Genomic DNA, 19,396 nt, shown 5'->3' with positions numbered 1-19,396 from the left:
TTATCCTTCGCGAGTACCCAGCAAACCTTTTGGCCGGAAAATAAGGATAAGCACCAATAGCAGGTAAGGCATGATCGGTGCTACCTGAGCAATCGTCAGGCTGAGCATCGAATAGCCCGGTGCAGTAGCGGAAATCTGTGTACCTAATTTCGCAAATACCGTGACGAAAGAATAATCAAGCGCCACGGCAAAGGTTTGCAGTACGCCAATCAGGATAGAGGCGACAAATGCACCGGCAAGCGACCCCATGCCACCGACCACCACGACCACAAAAATAATGCTGCCCAGTGTTGCCGCCATACCAGGCTCGGTGACGAAGGCGTTGCCACCGACCACACCTGCCAGTCCGGCTAAGGCGCAACCGCCGCCAAACACCAGCATAAACACGCGAGGGACATTGTGCCCCAGAGCTTCTACCGTATCCGGATGTGTCAATGCCGCCTGAATCACAAGGCCTATCCTTGTTCTGGTTAGCAATAAATAGATCGCAACCAGCATCAGCAAAGCAACAAACATCATGAAGCCGCGATACATAGGGAAGGTCGTGGTGTACAAAGTAAACAAGGGACCATCGAGCTCAGCCGGAATAGGATATGGCACGGTTGAGCGCCCCCAGATCAACTGCACCAGTTCCACAATCACGTAAGACAAACCAAAAGTGAATAGCAGTTCTGGGATATGTCCGTATTTGTGCACTGAACGCAGTCCGTAGCGCTCCACCATCGCACCGAGAAAACCGACTATCAGCGGCGCCAGAAACAGCGCTGGCCAGAAACCTAATTTGACACTGATGCCGTAAGCAAAATAGGCACCCAACATGTAAAAACTGGCGTGGGCAAAATTAAGCACGCCCATCATACTGAAAATCAGCGTCAAACCAGAGGAAAGCATAAACAACAGCAATCCGTAGCTGACGCCGTTCAGCAGGGTGATCAATGTGAATTCCACAGCAAAGATCCTTTTTAAAATCTTGAACGATCGTACTATTTTTATGAAAAAAAAGAGAGCGCATCGAAATGCAACTCCCTCTCAGATTTTGCCGATTAACCAGGACGTTTCATCTGACAAGACGAAGGTTGAGTAGCAACGAAGGCATCAATTTTTTGATTCGTCTTCCAGCCCAGACCTGTATTTTCCTGGTCAAATTTCACATCTTTGCCATTAGTTTTTACCCATGTGGCAATATACAGTGGTTGTTGAATCTGGTGATCCAATTTACGCATAACGGTGTCACCGTTCAGGCTTTTTACTTTGGAGTTTTCCAGGGCAATTGCCACTGCTGCCGGCTCAATGGATTTGGCGTCTTTGACAGCCTTACCCATATAGGCGAGAACAGAATAGGTCGCCATCGAATAATAGTCGTCTTTGTACTTGGCTTTGAATCCTTCAACGATATCCTTACCTGCAAAAGTTTCGTTGTTAGCATTCCAGTAGCCCACGTACTTCACATGATCGACACCAGCAGGACCCATCGCTGTTGGAACACCTGTGGTCGATGCGTAGTAAGTAAAGAAATTTGCTTTTAAGTCAGCATCTTTCGCTGATTTAATCAACAAAGCCAGATCCGCACCCCAGTTGCCTGTAATTACCGTGTCAGCGCCAGACGCTTTAATCTTGGCGATGTAAGGAGAAAAATCCTTGACCTGCCCGATAGGGTGCAAGTCGTCGCCAACAATTTGAATATCAGGACGTTTGCGTGCCAGATACTCTTTAGCGGCACGAGTAACCTGATGACCAAAAGAATAGTTTTGGCCGATGATATAGACCTTCTTAATACTCTTGTCCTGCGCCATGTAGGTGGTCAGCGATTCCATCTTCATGTCAGAGTTGGAATCAAAACGGAAATGCCAGAAGCTGCATTTACCATTGGTCATATCCGGATCAACCGCAGCATGATTCAGGTAAATGATTTCTTTGCCCGGATTGCGCTCATTATGTTTGTTGACAGCGTCAAGCAACGCCAGGCCAACACCGGATCCGTTGCCTTGGGTGATGTAACGGAAGCCTTTGTCGATCACAGTTTTCAGTACGCTCAAAGATTCTTGCGGACTACCTTTATTATCGAAGCCGACGACTTCAAATTTATGCGGACCAGCCCAGCCTTCGGCATTGGCTTTTTCAGCAATGTACTGATAAGAATTCAAGATGTTTTGGCCAACAGGGGCAAACGGGCCGGACAGTGGATCGATATAGGCGATCTTGATGGTATCAGCCATCGCAAGCGGTGCTGACAATGCCAGGGCAATTGCTAAAACAGATGTACGTAATTGAAATTTCATTTGTCTCACTCCAGTATTTTTGTGGATGTTTATGGAAATTACTTTTTTACTTTTTTTACGTGCTTTTTTGTTGGAGAGTGTTGATCTGACGTACCACTCTCCTTTCTTTGATCACAATCAGGCGGTTGGCAATTTGTAGTCTTTAAATTGATCCCTTAGTTTGTTTTTCAAAATTTTCCCCGTTGCTCCCAGTGGCAGTGCGTCGATGAAAACGACGTCATCTGGTGTCCACCATTTTGCTATTTTCCCGTCATAAAATTTTAGCAATTCTTCTTTTTCTATTTCTGCTCCTGGTTTTTTTACTACCAGTAATAAGGGCCGTTCATCCCACTTCGGATGGAATACGCCGATACATGCTGCCTGCAACACGGCTGGGTGCGATACCGCGACATTTTCCAGATCAATCGTGCCTATCCATTCACCGCCGGACTTAATCACGTCCTTGCTGCGATCTGTGATCTGCATATAGCCATCAGCATCAATTGTTGCTACGTCACCCGTTGGGAACCAGCCGTTTTCGAGAATATCGCCACCCTCGTTTTTAAAATAACTACTGATAATCCATGGACCTTTGACAAGCAAGTTACCATAAGTCTTACCGTCCCACGGCAACTCTTTACCTGCGTCATCGACAATTTTCATGTCCACACCAAAAATGGCATGACCTTGTTTTTCAAGGATGGCTTGCTGTGCATCGTCGGACAATGCCATGTGCTTGGCCTGAAGCGTGCCGGTGGTACCTAATGGCGACATTTCTGTCATACCCCAGGCATGCACGACTTCAACGCCGTAGGTGTGGCGTAATGTTTTCATCATGGCAGGCGGGCAGGCCGAGCCGCCGATAACCGTGCGTTTGAAGGTCGAGAATTTGAGATTATTTTGTGCGACATAGGTCAGCAAACCTAGCCATACGGTAGGAACTCCTGCCGAGAAAGTGACTTTCTCCTGTTCAAATAATTCATACAAAGACTTACCATCCAGCGCCGGGCCAGGAAATACTAATTTTGCTCCGGTTAGCGGTGCCGAATATGGCAGGCCCCAGGCATTGACGTGGAACATGGGTACCACAGGCAAGACAGAGTCCCGTGCTGATACATTCAGACCATCTGGCATGGCAGACGCATAAGAGTGCAGAACCGTCGAGCGGTGTGAATATAGTGCCCCCTTAGGGTGACCGGTAGTGCCAGAGGTATAGCAAAGACTGGACGCAGAGTTTTCGTCAAACTCGGGCCAGACAAAATTATCGGCATTTGCGTCAATCAAGTCCTCATAGCAAAGCAAATTCGGAACCGATCCATCAGCAGGCAAATGTTCACGATCACACATCATGATAAAACCTTTGATGGTGGGGCAATGGCTGGCGACCGCTTTCACGATAGGCAGGAACGTGATATCGAACAGCAGATACTGATCCTCTGCATGATTCACGATGTAGGCAATTTGCTCCGGATGCAGGCGAGGATTGATCGTGTGCAACACGGCACCGGAACCTGATACTGCGTAATAAGCTTCCATATGGCGGTAGCCATTCCACGCTAGCGTAGCAATACGGTCACCGATTTTGATGCCCATTTTTTTAAAGGCATTCGCTAGTTTTTTAGAGCGACGATGACATTCGCGATAGTTGTAGCGATGGATGTCACCTTCTGCGCGGCGGGAAACAATTTCATTGCTGCCAAAATACCGGTCTGCGTGTTCGATAATGCTGGAAATGAGCAAAGGTTTGCTCATCATCTGGCCCATCACCGGGCTTTGTTGATACTCCGACATCTGCTCTCCTGAATTATGTTGCCATCTGAACTAGTTCAACAATTACATCGTTTTTATCTGCTTTTTATCAAATTAAATTTTCTTGTAACGATTTTTGTACGACCGTACTAATTCGTCAATCCTTATTTATGCTGCATGGCACCATCTTTTTGACGTAAATAGTTGTTCATTTAAATTTTGTTTAGAGGAATCACTCGATTTTTCGTCCATGCTGAATTTGCAGTGCAACATAGAGCAAAAATAATTCAACAATTTGAGACATTTTTTGGTCTTTTTCTGACAGTTTTTTTAGACAAAAAAATTGCCGGTAACATTTCTGTTCCGGCAATTTGTATTCGATGTGTACTTGATGAGTATTTAATGAGTACTGACAATCGGATAAATTCGGCTTTTATACGTTTTATTTTTTACGTGCGCGCCCTATTGTCTGCGTTTCGCCAGAATCAATGCTAAAACTTGCTCCCGCATCGCGACCCAATACCTTGACTAAATATGGCATCACTTCGCGCAAGCTTGCCTCCAGAGTCCAGGGGGGATTGATGATGAACATGCCACTGCTATGCAGACCGAATCCGTCGGGAGACGGACCGCTGACGGACAATGTTACGTTCAGCCAGCCGTTGGCTTGCAAGCGCTTTAGCCGCTCGGGCAACTGTTTTGAGTCTGGCCGATTCAATACCGGGTACCAGACAGCAAATACGCCCGTTGGGAACCGTTTCAAGCCATCTTCCACCGTATCTTTGACACGTCGGTAATCGTCTTTGACCTCGTAAGGCGGATCAATCAAGACTAGGCCGCGCCGCGATGGCGGTGGCAATAAAGCCTTTAATCCCTCAAAACCATCTCCTGCCGTAATAATGACGCGCTTGCCACGAGTGGTGGGACGATGTCCCTGGGCTGCGGAATGCGCATCAAGTTTGCGGAAATTTTCAGCGAGAATTTTAATTTCACTAGGATGTAATTCAAATAAACGCAAACGGTCTTGCTCGCGCAAAATCTTCTCGGCACAATAAGGTGACCCCGGGTAATAGCGCATTTTGCCGCTGGGATTGAGTTCTTTGACCAGATCGACATATTCGGCAAGTGGCGCTGGCAAGTCTTTACGATCCCAAAGAGGACCGATGCCAGTTTCAAATTCCGCGTTTTTAGTCGCATAACCGCCATCAAGCGCATACAAACCTGCGCCAGCATGGGTGTCAATATACGTGTAGGCAGTATCTTTTTGACCTAAATAGTTGAGTAGTTGAATCGTGACGAAATGCTTGAGAACGTCTGCGTGATTACCGGCATGGAAGCCGTGGCGATAGCTCAGCATGGTGGAATTCCTATAAAAATCGATGGCTTGCTTCTGAAAAGAAAGCAAGCCATGTAAGTAAGATGCGTAATGTGCGTAATAAGATGCCGGATTTTACTCTTTTTACGCTTATACAGGCTTAAAAGAGCTTCAGACTATGTTTTTACACGTGTTAGCCGTGGAAACATTGATATCGATATCTAACAAGCCTGCCAGGATCAGGCAATCCGTTTGCCCATAATAATCAAGTCACGTTCAACCCCATCCAGAGTGGCGACTTTAGGCATGTTGGCCCAGATTTCAAAATTGAAGCTTGCAAACAAATTCATGCTAGGCGTGTTGTGTCCAAAAATAAAACCCAGCAAGGTATGCACGTTGATTTGCGGAGCGAAAGCGATTGCTTCCGTCAAAAGGTAGCGCCCTAATCCTTTGCCACGGGCATCTTCATGCAAATAAATCGACAATTCCGCTGTGCCCGAATACGCAGGACGACCATAAAAATTAGAGAACGACAGCCAGCCAAGAATCTGACCGTTTTGCTCAATCACCCATAAAGGCCGCTTATCCGGGGTGTGTTCGTTGAACCACGCATGGCGCGACGCAACTGTGACGGGCTCTGTGTCTGCGGTTACCTGACGCGATGCAACGGTTGAGTTGTAAATCGCGACGATAGCAGGTAAATCGTCAAAGGTCGCGATGCGATGTGATGGGACAAATCCGGTCATGGAGAAATATGGGGAATAAGTAGCAAAAATGATGAAACTAAAGAGAGAATAAATTTAGCAATGACATAAGCGCGTGACCTGCGAAGCGTTGGTCAGCATTGGATTACAAAGTATGCGTTGCCCTAGATGAGCGTATCGCCGCCCCCAGTAATTCTTCTACACGCAATTTAATACGCGTGCCGCTTTCATCATCAGGAAAATGAACACCAATTCCCTGTGACTTATTATTGCCCGCACCTGCCGGCGTGATCCAGGCGACTTTGCCAGCGATCGGATATTTATTCGGATCATCCAGTAAAGTCAGAATCAAGTAAATTTCTTCGCCTAAACGGTAACTTTTGTTCGTCGGAACAAAAATGCCACCGTTCTTTAGAAATGGCATATAAGCAGAATACAACGCCGCTTTTTCTTTAATCGCCAGCGATAAAACAGACGGACGTGCCGGTGTCGGCATGTTCAGAGGAGCACTAAGATCGGCTGGTAAGTCGGCCATAAACAAGCTTTCAGTGAAATAGTGAAGAGTAATCCAGCAGCATGTCTTCGATAAAGAGTTTAGCTGACAAAGGATGGCTGGCTATCGCTTGCCGCTCGTTCGTGTTTTTAATCACCTGCAATAAGGCCGGTGTGCCTACCCGTGTTGCCAGTGCCGCTAACTCTTTTTGATAGCGTGGATGATACCGGATTCTGCCCGTTTGTTTACAAGAAAAAATGTCGTACAACCAACGCTGTAGCCACGCCACCGTATTAGGTACATTTAATTTTTGCATTTTTTCTGCAATTTTCAAACTCGACTCCACACCGGGTTTGCATAACTGTCGTAAAAAATCATCAAATTCAGCACGGTCTTCTGATTGTGCCATTTGCAACGCCGAGAGCGGTGCCCCGCCCTGCTGCGCCAGCCAGGTTTCGGCATCAGCGAGCTGTTGTGTTTTCAGCCAGGCCAGAGCTTGTGCGGTATCTGGCATCCCCATTGCGAATTTATGACAACGCGACAAAATTGTCGGCAGTAATTTATCGAGGCTATTGGATACCAAAATAAAGACCGTATTCGGATTAGGTTCCTCCAGCGACTTGAGCAAGGCATTCGCGGCCGGAATATTCAAGGCCTCGGCCGGATACAATACGATCACACGTCGTCCCTGGCGATGCGTAGAAATATTCATAAAATCCGACAAGGCCCGGATTTGATTGATAACGATTTCTTTGGACGGCGCTTTACTCGCTTTAGCTTTTTTTTCTGGCTCTGGCGCATCCGCTTCGCTGGCGATATGATCTTCCTCATCCAGCAATTCTGGGCGGACGCGGCGATAGTCGGGATGACTGTATTGCCCAAACCAACCACAAGAAGCACACTTGCCACAAGCGTGGCCATCCGGTGTTGGTGATTCACATAACAGGGATTGCGCCAGATGTTCGGCAAATACGGTTTTTCCTATGCCCTCGGGTCCATACAAGAGTACGGCATGCGGCATGCGCTGACGCAGCAAATTCAGTTGCTGCCATGCGTCTGTTTGCCAGTGAAACAAAGGATGCGTCATGAGTAAGTCGCATCCTTACATAATTGGGCAATTAAGATATCGAGTTGTACTCTGATTTCGGGAATAGACAAGCTTGAATCGATGATACGGAAACGCTCGGGGAATTCTGCCGCCCGGCGTAAGTATTCTGCCCGCGTCCCGGCAAAAAAATCGGTTTTTTCCTGTTCGAATTTATCCAGATCGCGAGTCGCATCAAGACGTGCACGGGCAACCTCTAGCGGCACATCAAACAATAAGGTCAGATCCGGTTGCAGATGTGGATGCACCCACTGCTCTAATGCAGTCAGTTTATCGAGCGACAACTTACGTCCGCCGCCCTGATAGGCGAAACTTGCATCGGAAAATCGGTCAGAAATAACCCAATCACCTCTGGCCAGTGCTGGCTCAATGACTTGGGCAATGTGTTCTCTGCGCACGGCAAACATGAGCAATGCCTCAGTTTCTAAATGCATTTTTTCTTGCAATAGTAATTCGCGTAATTTTTCACCCAAGACGGTTCCGCCCGGTTCGCGTGAGGAAATAACTTGTTTGCCATGCTGGGTCAATACTTCGGCAACATAAGTAATATGGGTCGATTTACCGGCACCGTCGATTCCTTCAAAGGTAATAAATTTACCTTTACTTTTACCCATGCTTTTACCTTTGACCGGGTCTTGTGGGGTGCCGTTTTCCATGTGATCTGTTTTTATTTTTGTGTTCATACTACTTATTCAATTCACTCAATTCGTTATTTAATTCATTGCATACGCGTTGCATGCGGTTAAAGCATCGTCGGCATCAGCGCTGGTATTTATTTACGGCGCGATTGTGTTCAGTCAGATTATCTGAAAAATGACTGGTGCCATCTCCCTTTGCTACAAAATACAGCGCATCGCTTTTTGCTGGATTAAATGCAGCCGTCAGCGAAGCGATACCGGGTAAGGCAATCGGCGTGGGCGGCAAACCAGCGCGAGTGTAGGTGTTGTAAGGTGTATCGGTTAGTAAATCATGTTTTCTGATTTTACCTTTGTATTGTTCTCCCATGCCGTAAATCACCGTGGGGTCTGTCTGTAACAACATTCCTGTTCGCAAGCGGTTGATAAAAACAGATGCAATCAAGGTACGCTCAGCTTTTTGACCCGTCTCTTTTTCAATGATGGATGCCATCGTCAGTGCTTCGTATGCAGTCTTGTACGGCAATAGGGTATTTCTGTTCGCCCAGGCTTCATTCAATTTTTTGAGCATAGAGGCATGGGCTTGCTGATAAATCTCCAGATCGTTGCTCCCCTTGGCGAATAAATAGGTGTCGGGGAAAAATAAGCCTTCGGGCTGTGCAAAATCAGCATCGACCTTACGCATCAACTCGCGATCGGACATGCTCGCTGTGCTATGTTTGATCGATGGATGGCTATTAATGACTTTACGCATTTGCTGAAACGTCCATCCTTCAATGATCGACAGAGACGCGAATGCGAAGTCCCCGTTGACCAGCTTGTCCAGCAGATCCATGGGCGTTTTGCCTGCTTCAATATCGTAGGAACCTGCTTTGAGTTTGTTGGCTTTGCCAGTGATTCGCGCGAGAATTTCAAACAGCCAGGGGTTCAGCGGTACGCCTGCCTCTTGCATTTGTTTGCCAGCACTACGTACACTACTGCCACTTTTGACGTTGAAGTCAATCGCTTCCGGTTCACCGTGAATCGGCTGGCCAGTCCAGTAGATCATGCCACCTGCCGCCGCACTGCCAAGTAGAATCGCCAGTAGAAAAAGTTTTTTTATGAATGCCATGCTAAAGAGGAGACGTGGTTGGCAAACGCATTTTGCCGGAGCGCACTATAATCGAAATTGTGACCCGTATTTTAAACCGAGACTTCATGAACACAGAAACAATGACGAGCTGGCAGGATTTTTTAGTGCAACAGAACAAGACGAATGGCCTTCCGGTATGGCAAAACTCTACTGCACAAGCATTGCAAACGGGCTTTGTTGCGGCCCTGACGGATCAGGCATTGTTGCTGGCAACGGGTGAAGATGCCGCCACTTTTTTGCATAATCAATTGACCAATGATGTCGAGCATTTAAAAGATGATCAGGCTAAGCTTGCCTGCTATTGCTCACCGAAAGGTCGGATGATTGCCAGTTTTCTGTATTGGAAAACCAGTGAAGGTATCGCGCTGCAACTGCATCAATCGATCAAACCAGCGATTCATAAGCGTTTGCAGATGTTTATCTTGCGGGCAAAAGCAAAATTGCAAGATATCAGTGCAGACCAGATTGTGCTGGGCCTTGGCGGTACTGCCGCAGCAAGTGTTTTGTTACGCTGGTTTCCGGAATTGCCTTACGAAGCATATGCAAAAACAGAGACGCCATTCGGCACCTTGATTCGTATCAGCGATGCCAATCACATCGCTCGCTACCAATGGAGTACCAGCAATGCGATCGCGCAAGAGATATGGCCCCTGCTGCAAAAAGAACTGGCGATTGTCGATGCAAGCGCATGGCGACTGACCAATATTCAAGCCGGAATCCCACAGATCATCGATAAAACACAAGAACAGTTCGTGCCGCAAATGGTGAATTTTGAGCTAATTGGCGGTGTGAATTTTAAAAAAGGCTGCTATCCCGGCCAGGAAATCGTCGCCCGTAGCCAGTATCTTGGCAAGTTAAAGCGCCGCATGGCGCTGGCGCGCATCGCTTATGACGGTGATCAGCCGATTATGCCAGGCACCGAAGTATTCACAAGTGAAGAGGCGGCGCAAGCTTGCGGGATGATTGTGAATGCCGAATGGGTAAGTGAGGGTGAGTGCCTGTGCCTGGTCGAGATCAAAGTCGCCGATCAGGAGGCAGGCTCTATTCACCTCGCATCCAGCACCGGAGCCACGCTAACCTTCCTTGCTTTGCCATATCCGGTGATTGACGTTACAGCCTGATGTTAATAAAGACAAATAAATATATACTCATCCCTAGTATGGTAAATAATTGACCCAATACGCACCTAGAATAAGCGGATAAGGCTGATAAATACCTATACTCCCTATAAAGTGGTCATAAAAAATGGATTGCTGTCAGGGAAATTGTCGGGACTGATGAAGGATGACAAGTATGGATTGCTATATTTATTACAAAGTACCGGTAGAGTTTCAGGATCAGGTGTTAGGGCAAGTACGTGGCATGCAAGCTGCACTGCGTGCTCAGACTGGTGTCAGCGGTGGGTTGCAACGACGTCCGGAGATCAGTAATGGCTTGCATACCTGGATGGAAATTTATCGCCATGTTCCCGACAACTTCATCGCCAGCCTGACAGTGGCGGTACAGCAGACGCGCTTATTACCACTGATAGATGGTGAGCGTCATCCTGAGTTTTTTATGGAGGTGATTCCATGTGTCTGATCGTTTTTGCCTGGAAGCTGCTTCCGCATACTCCTCTGATCGTGGCCAGTAACCGTGACGAATTCTATGACCGGCCTGCCGCACCGGCAATCTGGTGGGAAAACTCGCCGCATGTTTTTGGCGGACGTGATTTGCAGTCAGGTGGAACGTGGATGGGCGTTGCTGAACTGGGCAGCCCCGATAGCAATAGTGGTGGCGAGAGTCATGCAGGTGAACAGTCAACTGCCATGAAGAAATTTGCTGCCATCACGAATGTCCGTGCACCATCTGAGAAAAGAACAGATGCGCCGTCACGTGGCAAACTCGTCTCAGACTACCTGACTGGCAGTTTGTCCGCACAAGATTATATTGCCAGCATCAAAGATAAAGTCGATGACTACAATGGATTCAATCTGCTGGTTGGCGACGACAATGATCTGATCTGGTTTTCAAATCGCAAACGGGACGATCCGCGCAACGGTCAGGCACTGCCACCCGGTATTTATGGGATTTCTAACGCTGCGCTGGATACGCCTTGGCCCAAGGTTGTCAAGACCAAGGCAGAGTTCGCCAGCCTGCTCTGCCAGCGCGCACCTGAGGAGGCTTACTTTGAAATGCTGTCGAATACGACGCCAGCGCCAGACTGCCGCCTGCCCGATACCGGAGTGAGTTTTGAGATGGAGCGATTGTTATCTGCGGCATGCATAGAGTCCCCCGATTATGGAACGCGTGTATCGAGTCTGGTAAAAATTCACAGCCATCATCCGGCTGAATTTCACGAAAAACTACTGCGTTAGACCTGCTCAGTATTTCACGAAAATTTTTTCGCATATCTTCGCATCAAGCAATTTCATTCACACATCGCGTAAAGGCGCACGCCACAGCAACACCGCAGCAATCAGCTTGAGCAGGCACGGCAAAATCGCATAAGCGATACCGAGAGCAAATATGCCCTGAGTATCGGAAGTCCCGGGCGTATAGCCCAGATAATCCAATAGCGGCAATGACACTCCTGCAGCCAGCGCCAGATTCATCTTGGTTGCCCAATTCCATGCGCCAAAATAGGCGCCCTCTCTTTGTCCGCTATGGCCACCACGCCGGATGACTGCGGCCAGTAACGCGGGCGGCAAAGCCAGATCCGCTCCGAGGGCAAATCCTGATAAGACGCAGACCAGACCAAATGATGTCGCTGCGCCCGCGCCCAAGCCAAATACCCACATAAACGTGACAATCGATAACACCATGCCGCACAGCCAGGCTCTCGCCTCGCCCAACCGGCCTGCCACCATTACCCACAATGGCATAGACAAGGCTGCAGCGACGAAATACACGATCAAAAATACGCCGGATAAATGTTCAAGCTGCAAACGGTCTTTAGCAAAAAACAAGAATAAAGTCGCCGGAATCGATGCCGCAATACCATTGACGACAAATACAGTAAATAAATGCCGGAAATAGTGGTTTTGGAATGGTAATGTCAGTGAGGCAAATATCTGCGCAACGTCAGAGCGCCCCCCATCTTGATTGCCAAACTCCGGCTCCGCTGCATCCGGCCGATTACTGGCAGCGGGTCTGGGTGCGTAGCTGATCAGTAAGCTACTCGCCAGTAAGAGTGTGAAGACGAAACTCGTCGACAACCAGGCAATGCTCGCTAATTGTGATAATGCTGCGGCTGAAATGACGCCGAGCAAGCCGCAAGCCTCGCGCACTGCCGTCAGCCGCGTCCGTTCTAATGGCGCCTGAGTCAGCGCGGCGCCCCAGCTTTGGTGCGCAATTGTTGCCAAACTAAAGCCCGCATACACCACCATCAATGAGCTGAGAAACCAATAAAACGGCGCAAAATTAGCGACTGGCAATGGATGAAATAAAGCAAGAAAACCAAAAATCAGCGCAGGCAAAGCGAATGTAATATACCGAGCATGCGATCGGCGGTGCCGGTTCTGGTCTATCCACCAGCCGATTGCCGGGTCAATGAACGCATCGAGCAAGCGCGCCAGCAAAAGTGCGGTGCCGATCAAGGTTAACGATAGCCCGAAACGTGCAGAATAAAACTGCGGTACATACACATAAATAGGCAATGCGACTAGAGCTAGTGGCAAGCCAAAAAGGCCATAATTCAGTAATCCGGCAAACGACATTCGGCTCATCTTATCCGTCACTGTTTGTGATGTTTTTGAATTGAAAGCATAGGATCAAGAGCGTTCAGCCGACATCGTTCATCAACCTAGGCTTTGAGTTTGAAAGGATTGAAATCGGTATCTTTATCGTAATAATCTTCGTTCTCTTTTCGCTTTAAGAATGCGACTACTTTATAGGTGAACGGCGTCATTACCACCTCCCAGCTCGTCTTCAACACGTACTGCGCAATGATGACAGTGACCAACTGCTGGTTTGACCAGATGCCGTAAAACGCGATCACATAAAATAGGCTCGAATCGACAAACTCACCGCAAATCGTCGAACCTATGGTTCGCATCCAGAGTTGACGGCCAGCCATTGCCACTTTCATTTTGGCCATGACATAGCTGTTCACAAAACTACCGCACCAGAACGCAATCATCGATCCCAGTACAATGCGCGGTGTATTCCCGAATACGGCATCCAGATGCGTCTGATAATCGCGATTGAAGGGATCCGCTGCAGGCTTCAGAGACAACACCACGGCCGACATGACGCCGGCAAAAATCAAAGCACCAAAACCGGCCCAGATCACGCGCCGGTCTCGTCCGTAGCCATAGACTTCTGTCAGTACGTCACCGAAGATATACGAAATCGGAAAGAACAACACACCGGCACCAAAAGTCACGGTCCCAACTAGAGGCAAGGTCACCTCTGCAGCCTTGGCCGCCCCGATGAGATTCGAACAAAGTAATACCGTCACAAAAGCCGCCATGACGAAATCGTAGTATTTGTATTGAGCGACGGGACGTGTCATTGGTCAGTATTCCGTGTTGATGTTAAGTACCAGCTTGTCGAAATTTCGGATTAGGTCGGTTATTCGTCAACTTATCCAAGATCATCATTGGATACGCTTGATGATACGAACAATTTTCATTTTTGGATGTGCTAAATAGTAACGTAGATACAAAAACAGCGTGACCACTTAACGAGGTTCACGCTGTTTTGCTATGTTTTGTGGCACTCCTGCTTTATCCGCCCTGGCTACATCGTAGCCAATTACGTGCCGACAGTATTTTCATACACTTTGAGTGGCGCATTTATGCCAGCTTTATGATCGTTTAGCTCAACTCTTCCAGCCGCAACTTCGTTACTGAGCCAAACACGGTAGACAGGCCTTCAATCTTTGCAATCGCAGACAGGATATTTTTTTCCTGTGTCTGATGTGTAAGGATGATGATGTCGGTCTTCTTCTCCCCTTCGCCCGGTTCTTTTTGCAGCATCGCATCGATAGAGATCGAGAAGTCAGCGAGAATTTTAGTGACGTCGGCCAGAACGCCAGCCTGATCTGCAACATGCATACGCAAGTAGTAACTGGTGACGATCTCAGACATAGGCAGAATCGGCAGGCTGCTCATGGCATTCGGCTGAAAAGCCAGATGTGGTACACGATGTTCAGGATCGGCAGTTGCCAGGCGTGTAATGTCGACCAGGTCAGCAATCACGGCAGAGGCAGTCGGCTCGGCACCGGCCCCTTTACCGTAGTACAGCGTCGCACCGACGGCATCACCCTGCACTAATACGGCATTCATTGCTCCTTCGACGTTAGCGATCAGGCGTTTTTCTGGAATTAGTGTTGGATGGACACGCAGTTCTATACCTTGCTCGGTACGCTTGGTGATGCCAAGCAGTTTGATGCGGTAACCCAGTTGTTCTGCATAGCGTATATCTGTCGCTTCGAGCTTGGTGATACCTTCGACATGAGCCTTGTCGAATTGCATAGGAATACCGTAAGCAATCGACGCCATGATGGTCGCCTTATGTGCTGCATCGACACCCTCAATATCAAAGGTCGGATCGGCTTCGGCATAACCCAGCGCTTGCGCTTCTTTCAGCACGGTGTCGAAATCCAAGCCCTTATCACGCATCTCGGACAAGATGAAATTGGTGGTGCCGTTAATGATGCCTGCAATCCATTGGATGCGGTTGGCCGTCAAACCTTCACGCAAGGCTTTGATGATGGGAATACCACCTGCGACGGCAGCCTCGAACGCGACCATCACGCCTTTCGCCTGTGCCGCAGCAAAAATTTCATTCCCGTGCGTGGCGAGCAAGGCCTTATTGGCGGTCACCACGTGCTTGCCATTGGCGATCGCCTTCAATACCAAATCCTTGGCGATGCCGTAGCCGCCAATGAGTTCGATGACAATATCAATCTCTGGATTGGTGACAACAAGATTGGCATCAGTCACGACTTCGACTTCACCATGAGTCAGTTCACGCGCCCGCTCAACGTTCAGATCTGCCACCATGGCAATCTCAATCGAACGACCAGCGCGACGCGTAATCTCTTCCTGATTGCGCTTCAAAACATTAAATGTGCCGGAGCCGACGGTGCCTATGCCTAACAGGCCTACTTTGATGGGTTTCATAATATTCAACTAGTAAGAATGGGTTTTATTTTAGTTCGCAGAAGCAAGGAGAACAAGCGTACGTGCCGCCCGCAGTGAAGGACAACAGCAAGGCTCGGCGATACAGCAATGCAGCGATTGCACTCGTGCTCTGCGAACTAAAATTAATTGGTGCCGTGACGTTTTCGATATCCTTCAAGGAAATGCGAAATACGTCCGAATGCTTCAGTCAAATCATCCGTGTTCGGTAGGAACACAACACGGAAATGGTCGGGATTGATCCAGTTGAATCCCGTTCCCTGTACTAACAACACGCGCTGCTCGGTCAGCAGTTCGTGAATAAATTCCTGGTCGTCCTTGATCGGGTACATCAAAGGATCCAGTTTCGGAAACATATACAGCGCAGCTTTAGGCTTGACGCAGGTCACGCCCGGTATATCGGTTAACAGCTTATGCGCCAAATCGCGCTGCTTTAGCAAACGTCCGCCGGGGCCGACCAGATCATTGATGCTCTGGTAACCACCCAGCGCCGTCTGGATCGCAAACTGTCCGGGCGCATTCGCACACAGACGCATGGAGGCTAGCATATTCAAGCCCTCAATATAGTCTTTGGCATGACGTTTTTCACCGGAGACCACCATCCAGCCAGCGCGATAGCCGCAGGAGCGATAATTTTTTGATAGACCATTCAAGGTCAAAAACAAGACATCGTCAGCTAATGAAGCGATCGACGTATGCGTCGCCTCGTCATACAAAGTTTTATCGTAAATTTCGTCCGCAAAAACGATGAGCTGATGCTGCCGTGCGACGTCAACAATCTGCTGCAAAATTTCGACCGGGTATAAAGCACCAGTCGGATTATTCGGATTAATGACCACAATCGCTTTGGTATTGGGTGTGATTTTGCTCTTGATATCGTCAATATCCGGCATCCAGTCAGCGCTCTCGTCGCAGACGTAATGAACGGGTTTGCCGCCAGACAGGCTGACTGCGGCGGTCCACAAGGGATAATCCGGTGCTGGCACCAGGACCTCATCGCCGCTATTGAGCAAGGCATTCATGCCCATCACAATTAATTCGGATGCGCCGTTACCGATATAAATATCTTCAATTGTGACACCGCGAATATGTTTTTCCTGGGTGTAGTGCATGATGGATTTGCGCGGAGCAAACATGCCTTTGGAGTCGGTATAACCGGCTGCATTGTGCATATTGCGGATCATATCCTGCACGATCTCATCCGGCGGATCAAAATTAAACACCGCCAGATTGCCGATATTCAGCTTGATTATCTTGTGGCCTTCTTCTTCCATCTGTTTGGCTTTTTCCATGACAGGGCCACGGATGTCATAACAGACGTCTGCTAATTTTTGTGATTTTTGTATGGGTCGCACTGCGGCAATCCTTGCTAATATTGGGGCTGCAGTGCAGAAAAATGCTGCACTGCCGAACGTTCCATTCTGCCCAATGCGCACGTTTTTATCAATGCGTTTCGTCGAATAATCTAATTTTATTCGCTGCTGACTGGCATTCGTCTTGATTTTACGACTGTTTTGCATGATTGCAGGAAATCTCAGTCGAATTGGAATATGCCTTGAGAAATCGAGTCCACTGATTAATTTTTGTAAAGACACTAGTTGAATTGGTGGCGGATCAAAATGATCTTAAATTGGCGTAAATCATCAGGCCGCAGCAGAATGCAGACTGAGTCCGGTAAAAAAGTTACAATGCCGCACTCATCAGTTACCCACTTAATCGAGCACGATAGATGAAGCTGCATTCCACTGCCACCCAGCAATACCAAACTATCACTGCCTACGATAAGGACAGTGTTGAAATCAACGCGATTACCTACAAACACAGTCTGATTGTTTTGCCTGAAACAAAACCTGCGCAATGGTCGGCAAATAGCTTTGAAGACTTAAATATGACTGACTTTGCGCAGATCGAAGCGACGATGCCGGATGTCGTCATTCTGGGCACCGGCTTGAAGCAGCGGTTCGTTCATCCCAAACTCACCGCCTCACTGGCAGCCAGGCGTATCGGTGTCGAATGTATGGATAATCAGGCAGCCTGCCGTACTTACAATATTCTGATGGCTGAGGGACGCAAAGTCGCTTTGGCTCTGATCATGGACGCTGCATGAAACAACACCGGTCTCCTTATGATTCTCCGGCGACACTCTGGTCGATCGCGTTAGTTTTTTTACTGATCTGGTTTTATATGCTGGGTGCCCGCACGCTGGTGCCAACGGATGAAGGTCGTTATGCAGAAATGGCACGCGAGATGGTCGCGACCGGTGACTGGATCACCTTGCGATTGAATGGCATTAAATATTTTGAAAAGCCACCGCTGCAAAACTGGATGAACGCGATCAGTTTTGAGTTGTTTGGTCTTGGTGACTGGCAGGCGCGTCTTTGGACAGGATTGACTGGCTTACTCGGTGTCGCTCTGGTCGGTATTACCGGAAATAAGATGTTTAGCCGCCGGGTTGGCATCAGTGCTGCTCTGGTGTTGGGCTCCAGCTTTTACTGGGCTGGTATGGGACATGTAAATTCGCTAGATATGGGCTTATCTGGCATGTTCACAATTGCTTTGTGCGGGTTATTGCTGGCACAAAGAAATGGTGTAAGTGCTGTGGAACAACGCAATTATATGTTGCTGTGCTGGATTGGCATGGCCTTAGCTACCTTGTCGAAAGGATTGATCGGCTTCGTTCTTCCCGGTGGTGTACTGGTGATTTATAGCCTGCTGACAATGGACTGGCGATTGTGGACGCGCTTGCATATGGGTAAGGGATTGCTGGTGTTTTTTGCGATTACTGCACCCTGGTTTATTTTAATTGCCATGAAAAATCCTGAACATCCGCAGTTCTTTTTTATTCATGAGCATTTTGATCGTTTTACCAGCAACGTGCATAAGCGTGGCGGCGCCTGGTATTACTTTTTTCCATTTCTGATATTAGGGATTGTTCCTTGGATTGGCCCGCTAATACAGGGGTTGTGGGCCGGCACTCGAGATCGCAGCGGCCTTGAAAAAGGTTTTCAAGCCAAAAAAATGCTTCTTATCTGGGCAATCTTTTTCTTTTTCTTTTTTAGTATTTCCGGCTCAAAATTACCTGGATATATCTTGCCGATCTTCCCGGCAATTGCGCTGTTGATTGCCTGCTATCTTGAGCACGCGTCATCCAGGTCAATGATGATTGCCAGCCTCTCCTTTGCAGCAATTGGCGTTGCAGGTCTGGCGTTTGTCAGCAAGGCGTCTGGCATGGGCAAGCTGGCGTATGAGATCCCTTTATATCAAGCCTATGCCCCATGGCTGGCGGCTGCGGCGGTGTTAACGCTGGTCGGCGGCATTCTGGCATGCTTCATGGCGCGCCGATCATCTGCAGGCAAAGACTGGGCGGTAGTTATTTTGGCAGTAAGCGGATATGTTGCCGGGCAAATCGCCTTTTTGGGTCATGATCCCTGGGGCAAATATATCGCGGGTACAGAGCATATTCCCGCTATCCGTGCCGCATTGGTTAAGGCCGATACGCCGCTGTATGCAGTCGGACGTTATGAACAGGCACTTCCTTTTTACCTCCGACACACCTTGATTCTGGTTGAGTTTCCGGATGAGATGGAGTTTGGACTAAAGCAGCAACCCGAGCTCTGGATTCCCAAACTAGAAGACTTTGTTGCTCAATGGCGGGCTGATAGCGCCAGTGGGAAAGCTGCGGTAGCGATTGTCCGTACCGATATTTATGAAAAATTCGTCGAGGACAAAGTACCGATGCGCGTGATCGGACAAGATCCAAGACGAGTGATTGTGTCCAGTATTTTAACGACTAGTGCGACAGATACTGCTGCTCCCGCAGGCGATCAGGCTACATCTCAATCAATCCAGCAACCAACTACTCAATTGGCAAAATAAG

At 48.3% G+C, this 19,396-nt stretch carries 18 protein-coding genes; 5 read left to right on the top strand and 13 right to left on the bottom strand.

Annotated elements, in window-relative coordinates; genetic code table 11:
- The 9 genes from ACO0K3_RS02620 to mltG form a co-directional block, all read right to left on the bottom strand.
- Positions 1-948, bottom strand: a complete 948-nt coding sequence (locus ACO0K3_RS02620) for a branched-chain amino acid ABC transporter permease (RefSeq protein WP_422956797.1) — start codon at positions 946-948, stop codon at positions 1-3.
- Positions 949-1,043: 95 nt separating this feature from the next.
- A complete protein-coding gene (locus ACO0K3_RS02615) occupies positions 1,044-2,279 on the bottom strand; it encodes a branched-chain amino acid ABC transporter substrate-binding protein (protein WP_422961702.1) in 1,236 nt (411 codons plus the stop codon).
- A 117-nt stretch (positions 2,280-2,396) separates the two neighbouring features.
- Positions 2,397-4,049: a 3-(methylthio)propionyl-CoA ligase gene (locus ACO0K3_RS02610; protein ID WP_422981603.1), complete on the bottom strand. Its 1,653-nt coding sequence runs from the start codon at positions 4,047-4,049 to the stop codon at positions 2,397-2,399.
- Positions 4,050-4,449: 400 nt separating this feature from the next.
- Positions 4,450-5,364 carry a 23S rRNA (adenine(2030)-N(6))-methyltransferase RlmJ gene (locus ACO0K3_RS02605; RefSeq protein WP_422981601.1) on the bottom strand — a complete coding sequence of 305 codons (915 nt, stop codon included), beginning with the start codon at positions 5,362-5,364 and terminating at the stop codon, positions 4,450-4,452.
- 197 nt (positions 5,365-5,561) lie between these two features.
- Complete coding sequence (locus ACO0K3_RS02600; protein WP_422981599.1) at positions 5,562-6,068, bottom strand: GNAT family N-acetyltransferase; 507 nt, start codon at positions 6,066-6,068, stop codon at positions 5,562-5,564.
- 103 nt (positions 6,069-6,171) lie between these two features.
- Complete coding sequence (locus ACO0K3_RS02595; RefSeq protein ID WP_422961706.1) at positions 6,172-6,561, bottom strand: PilZ domain-containing protein; 390 nt, start codon at positions 6,559-6,561, stop codon at positions 6,172-6,174.
- A 10-nt stretch (positions 6,562-6,571) separates the two neighbouring features.
- Positions 6,572-7,606 (bottom strand): DNA polymerase III subunit delta', encoded by a 1,035-nt coding sequence (locus tag ACO0K3_RS02590; RefSeq protein WP_422981597.1) that lies wholly within the window; start codon positions 7,604-7,606, stop codon positions 6,572-6,574.
- The gene (gene tmk, locus ACO0K3_RS02585; protein ID WP_422982101.1) at positions 7,603-8,238 is read right to left on the bottom strand and encodes a dTMP kinase; all 636 of its coding nucleotides are present in this window, start codon (positions 8,236-8,238) and stop codon (positions 7,603-7,605) included. Before tmk ends, ACO0K3_RS02590 begins: the two co-directional genes overlap by 4 nt.
- A gap of 145 nt (positions 8,239-8,383) precedes the next feature.
- Positions 8,384-9,370, bottom strand: a complete 987-nt coding sequence (gene mltG, locus ACO0K3_RS02580) for an endolytic transglycosylase MltG (RefSeq protein ID WP_422981595.1) — start codon at positions 9,368-9,370, stop codon at positions 8,384-8,386.
- 86 nt (positions 9,371-9,456) lie between these two features.
- On the opposite strand from mltG, the gene ACO0K3_RS02575 reads away from it, so the two are divergent.
- The 3 genes from ACO0K3_RS02575 to ACO0K3_RS02565 all read left to right on the top strand — a co-directional run bounded on the left by ACO0K3_RS02575 (position 9,457) and on the right by ACO0K3_RS02565 (position 11,748).
- Positions 9,457-10,512: a YgfZ/GcvT domain-containing protein gene (locus ACO0K3_RS02575; RefSeq protein ID WP_422981593.1), complete on the top strand. Its 1,056-nt coding sequence runs from the start codon at positions 9,457-9,459 to the stop codon at positions 10,510-10,512.
- 172 nt (positions 10,513-10,684) lie between these two features.
- Complete coding sequence (locus ACO0K3_RS02570) at positions 10,685-10,972, top strand: DUF4936 family protein (RefSeq protein WP_422981591.1); 288 nt, start codon at positions 10,685-10,687, stop codon at positions 10,970-10,972.
- A complete protein-coding gene (locus tag ACO0K3_RS02565; protein WP_422981589.1) occupies positions 10,963-11,748 on the top strand; it encodes an NRDE family protein in 786 nt (261 codons plus the stop codon). Before ACO0K3_RS02570 ends, ACO0K3_RS02565 begins: the two co-directional genes overlap by 10 nt.
- A gap of 57 nt (positions 11,749-11,805) precedes the next feature.
- Here ACO0K3_RS02565 and ACO0K3_RS02560 read toward each other — a convergent pair whose 3' ends face one another.
- From ACO0K3_RS02560 to ACO0K3_RS02545, 4 genes are all read right to left on the bottom strand, one after another.
- A complete protein-coding gene (locus ACO0K3_RS02560; protein ID WP_422981587.1) occupies positions 11,806-13,098 on the bottom strand; it encodes an MFS transporter in 1,293 nt (430 codons plus the stop codon).
- A gap of 77 nt (positions 13,099-13,175) precedes the next feature.
- Entirely contained in the window at positions 13,176-13,886 is a 711-nt protein-coding gene (locus ACO0K3_RS02555; RefSeq protein ID WP_422981585.1) for a queuosine precursor transporter, read from the bottom strand.
- A 304-nt stretch (positions 13,887-14,190) separates the two neighbouring features.
- The gene (locus ACO0K3_RS02550) at positions 14,191-15,501 is read right to left on the bottom strand and encodes a homoserine dehydrogenase (RefSeq protein WP_422981583.1); all 1,311 of its coding nucleotides are present in this window, start codon (positions 15,499-15,501) and stop codon (positions 14,191-14,193) included.
- 143 nt (positions 15,502-15,644) lie between these two features.
- On the bottom strand, positions 15,645-16,874 hold the full coding sequence (locus ACO0K3_RS02545) for a pyridoxal phosphate-dependent aminotransferase (RefSeq protein ID WP_422981581.1): 1,230 nt from the start codon (positions 16,872-16,874) through the stop codon (positions 15,645-15,647).
- Positions 16,875-17,248: 374 nt separating this feature from the next.
- Between ACO0K3_RS02545 and ACO0K3_RS02540 the strand changes: the two genes are divergently transcribed.
- Both ACO0K3_RS02540 and ACO0K3_RS02535 read left to right on the top strand, forming a co-directional pair.
- A complete protein-coding gene (locus tag ACO0K3_RS02540; RefSeq protein ID WP_422981579.1) occupies positions 17,249-17,626 on the top strand; it encodes an Mth938-like domain-containing protein in 378 nt (125 codons plus the stop codon).
- Complete coding sequence (locus ACO0K3_RS02535; protein ID WP_422981577.1) at positions 17,623-19,395, top strand: glycosyltransferase family 39 protein; 1,773 nt, start codon at positions 17,623-17,625, stop codon at positions 19,393-19,395. The genes ACO0K3_RS02540 and ACO0K3_RS02535 overlap by 4 nt, the downstream gene beginning before the upstream one ends.
- Position 19,396 lies beyond the last annotated feature (1 nt).

Origin of the sequence: Undibacterium sp. Rencai35W (genome assembly GCF_049340185.1) — a bacterium.
Classification (GTDB): domain Bacteria; phylum Pseudomonadota; class Gammaproteobacteria; order Burkholderiales; family Burkholderiaceae_D; genus Undibacterium.
Note: the sequence above shows the minus strand (reverse complement) of the source record. Positions and strands in the feature narration are given on the sequence as shown.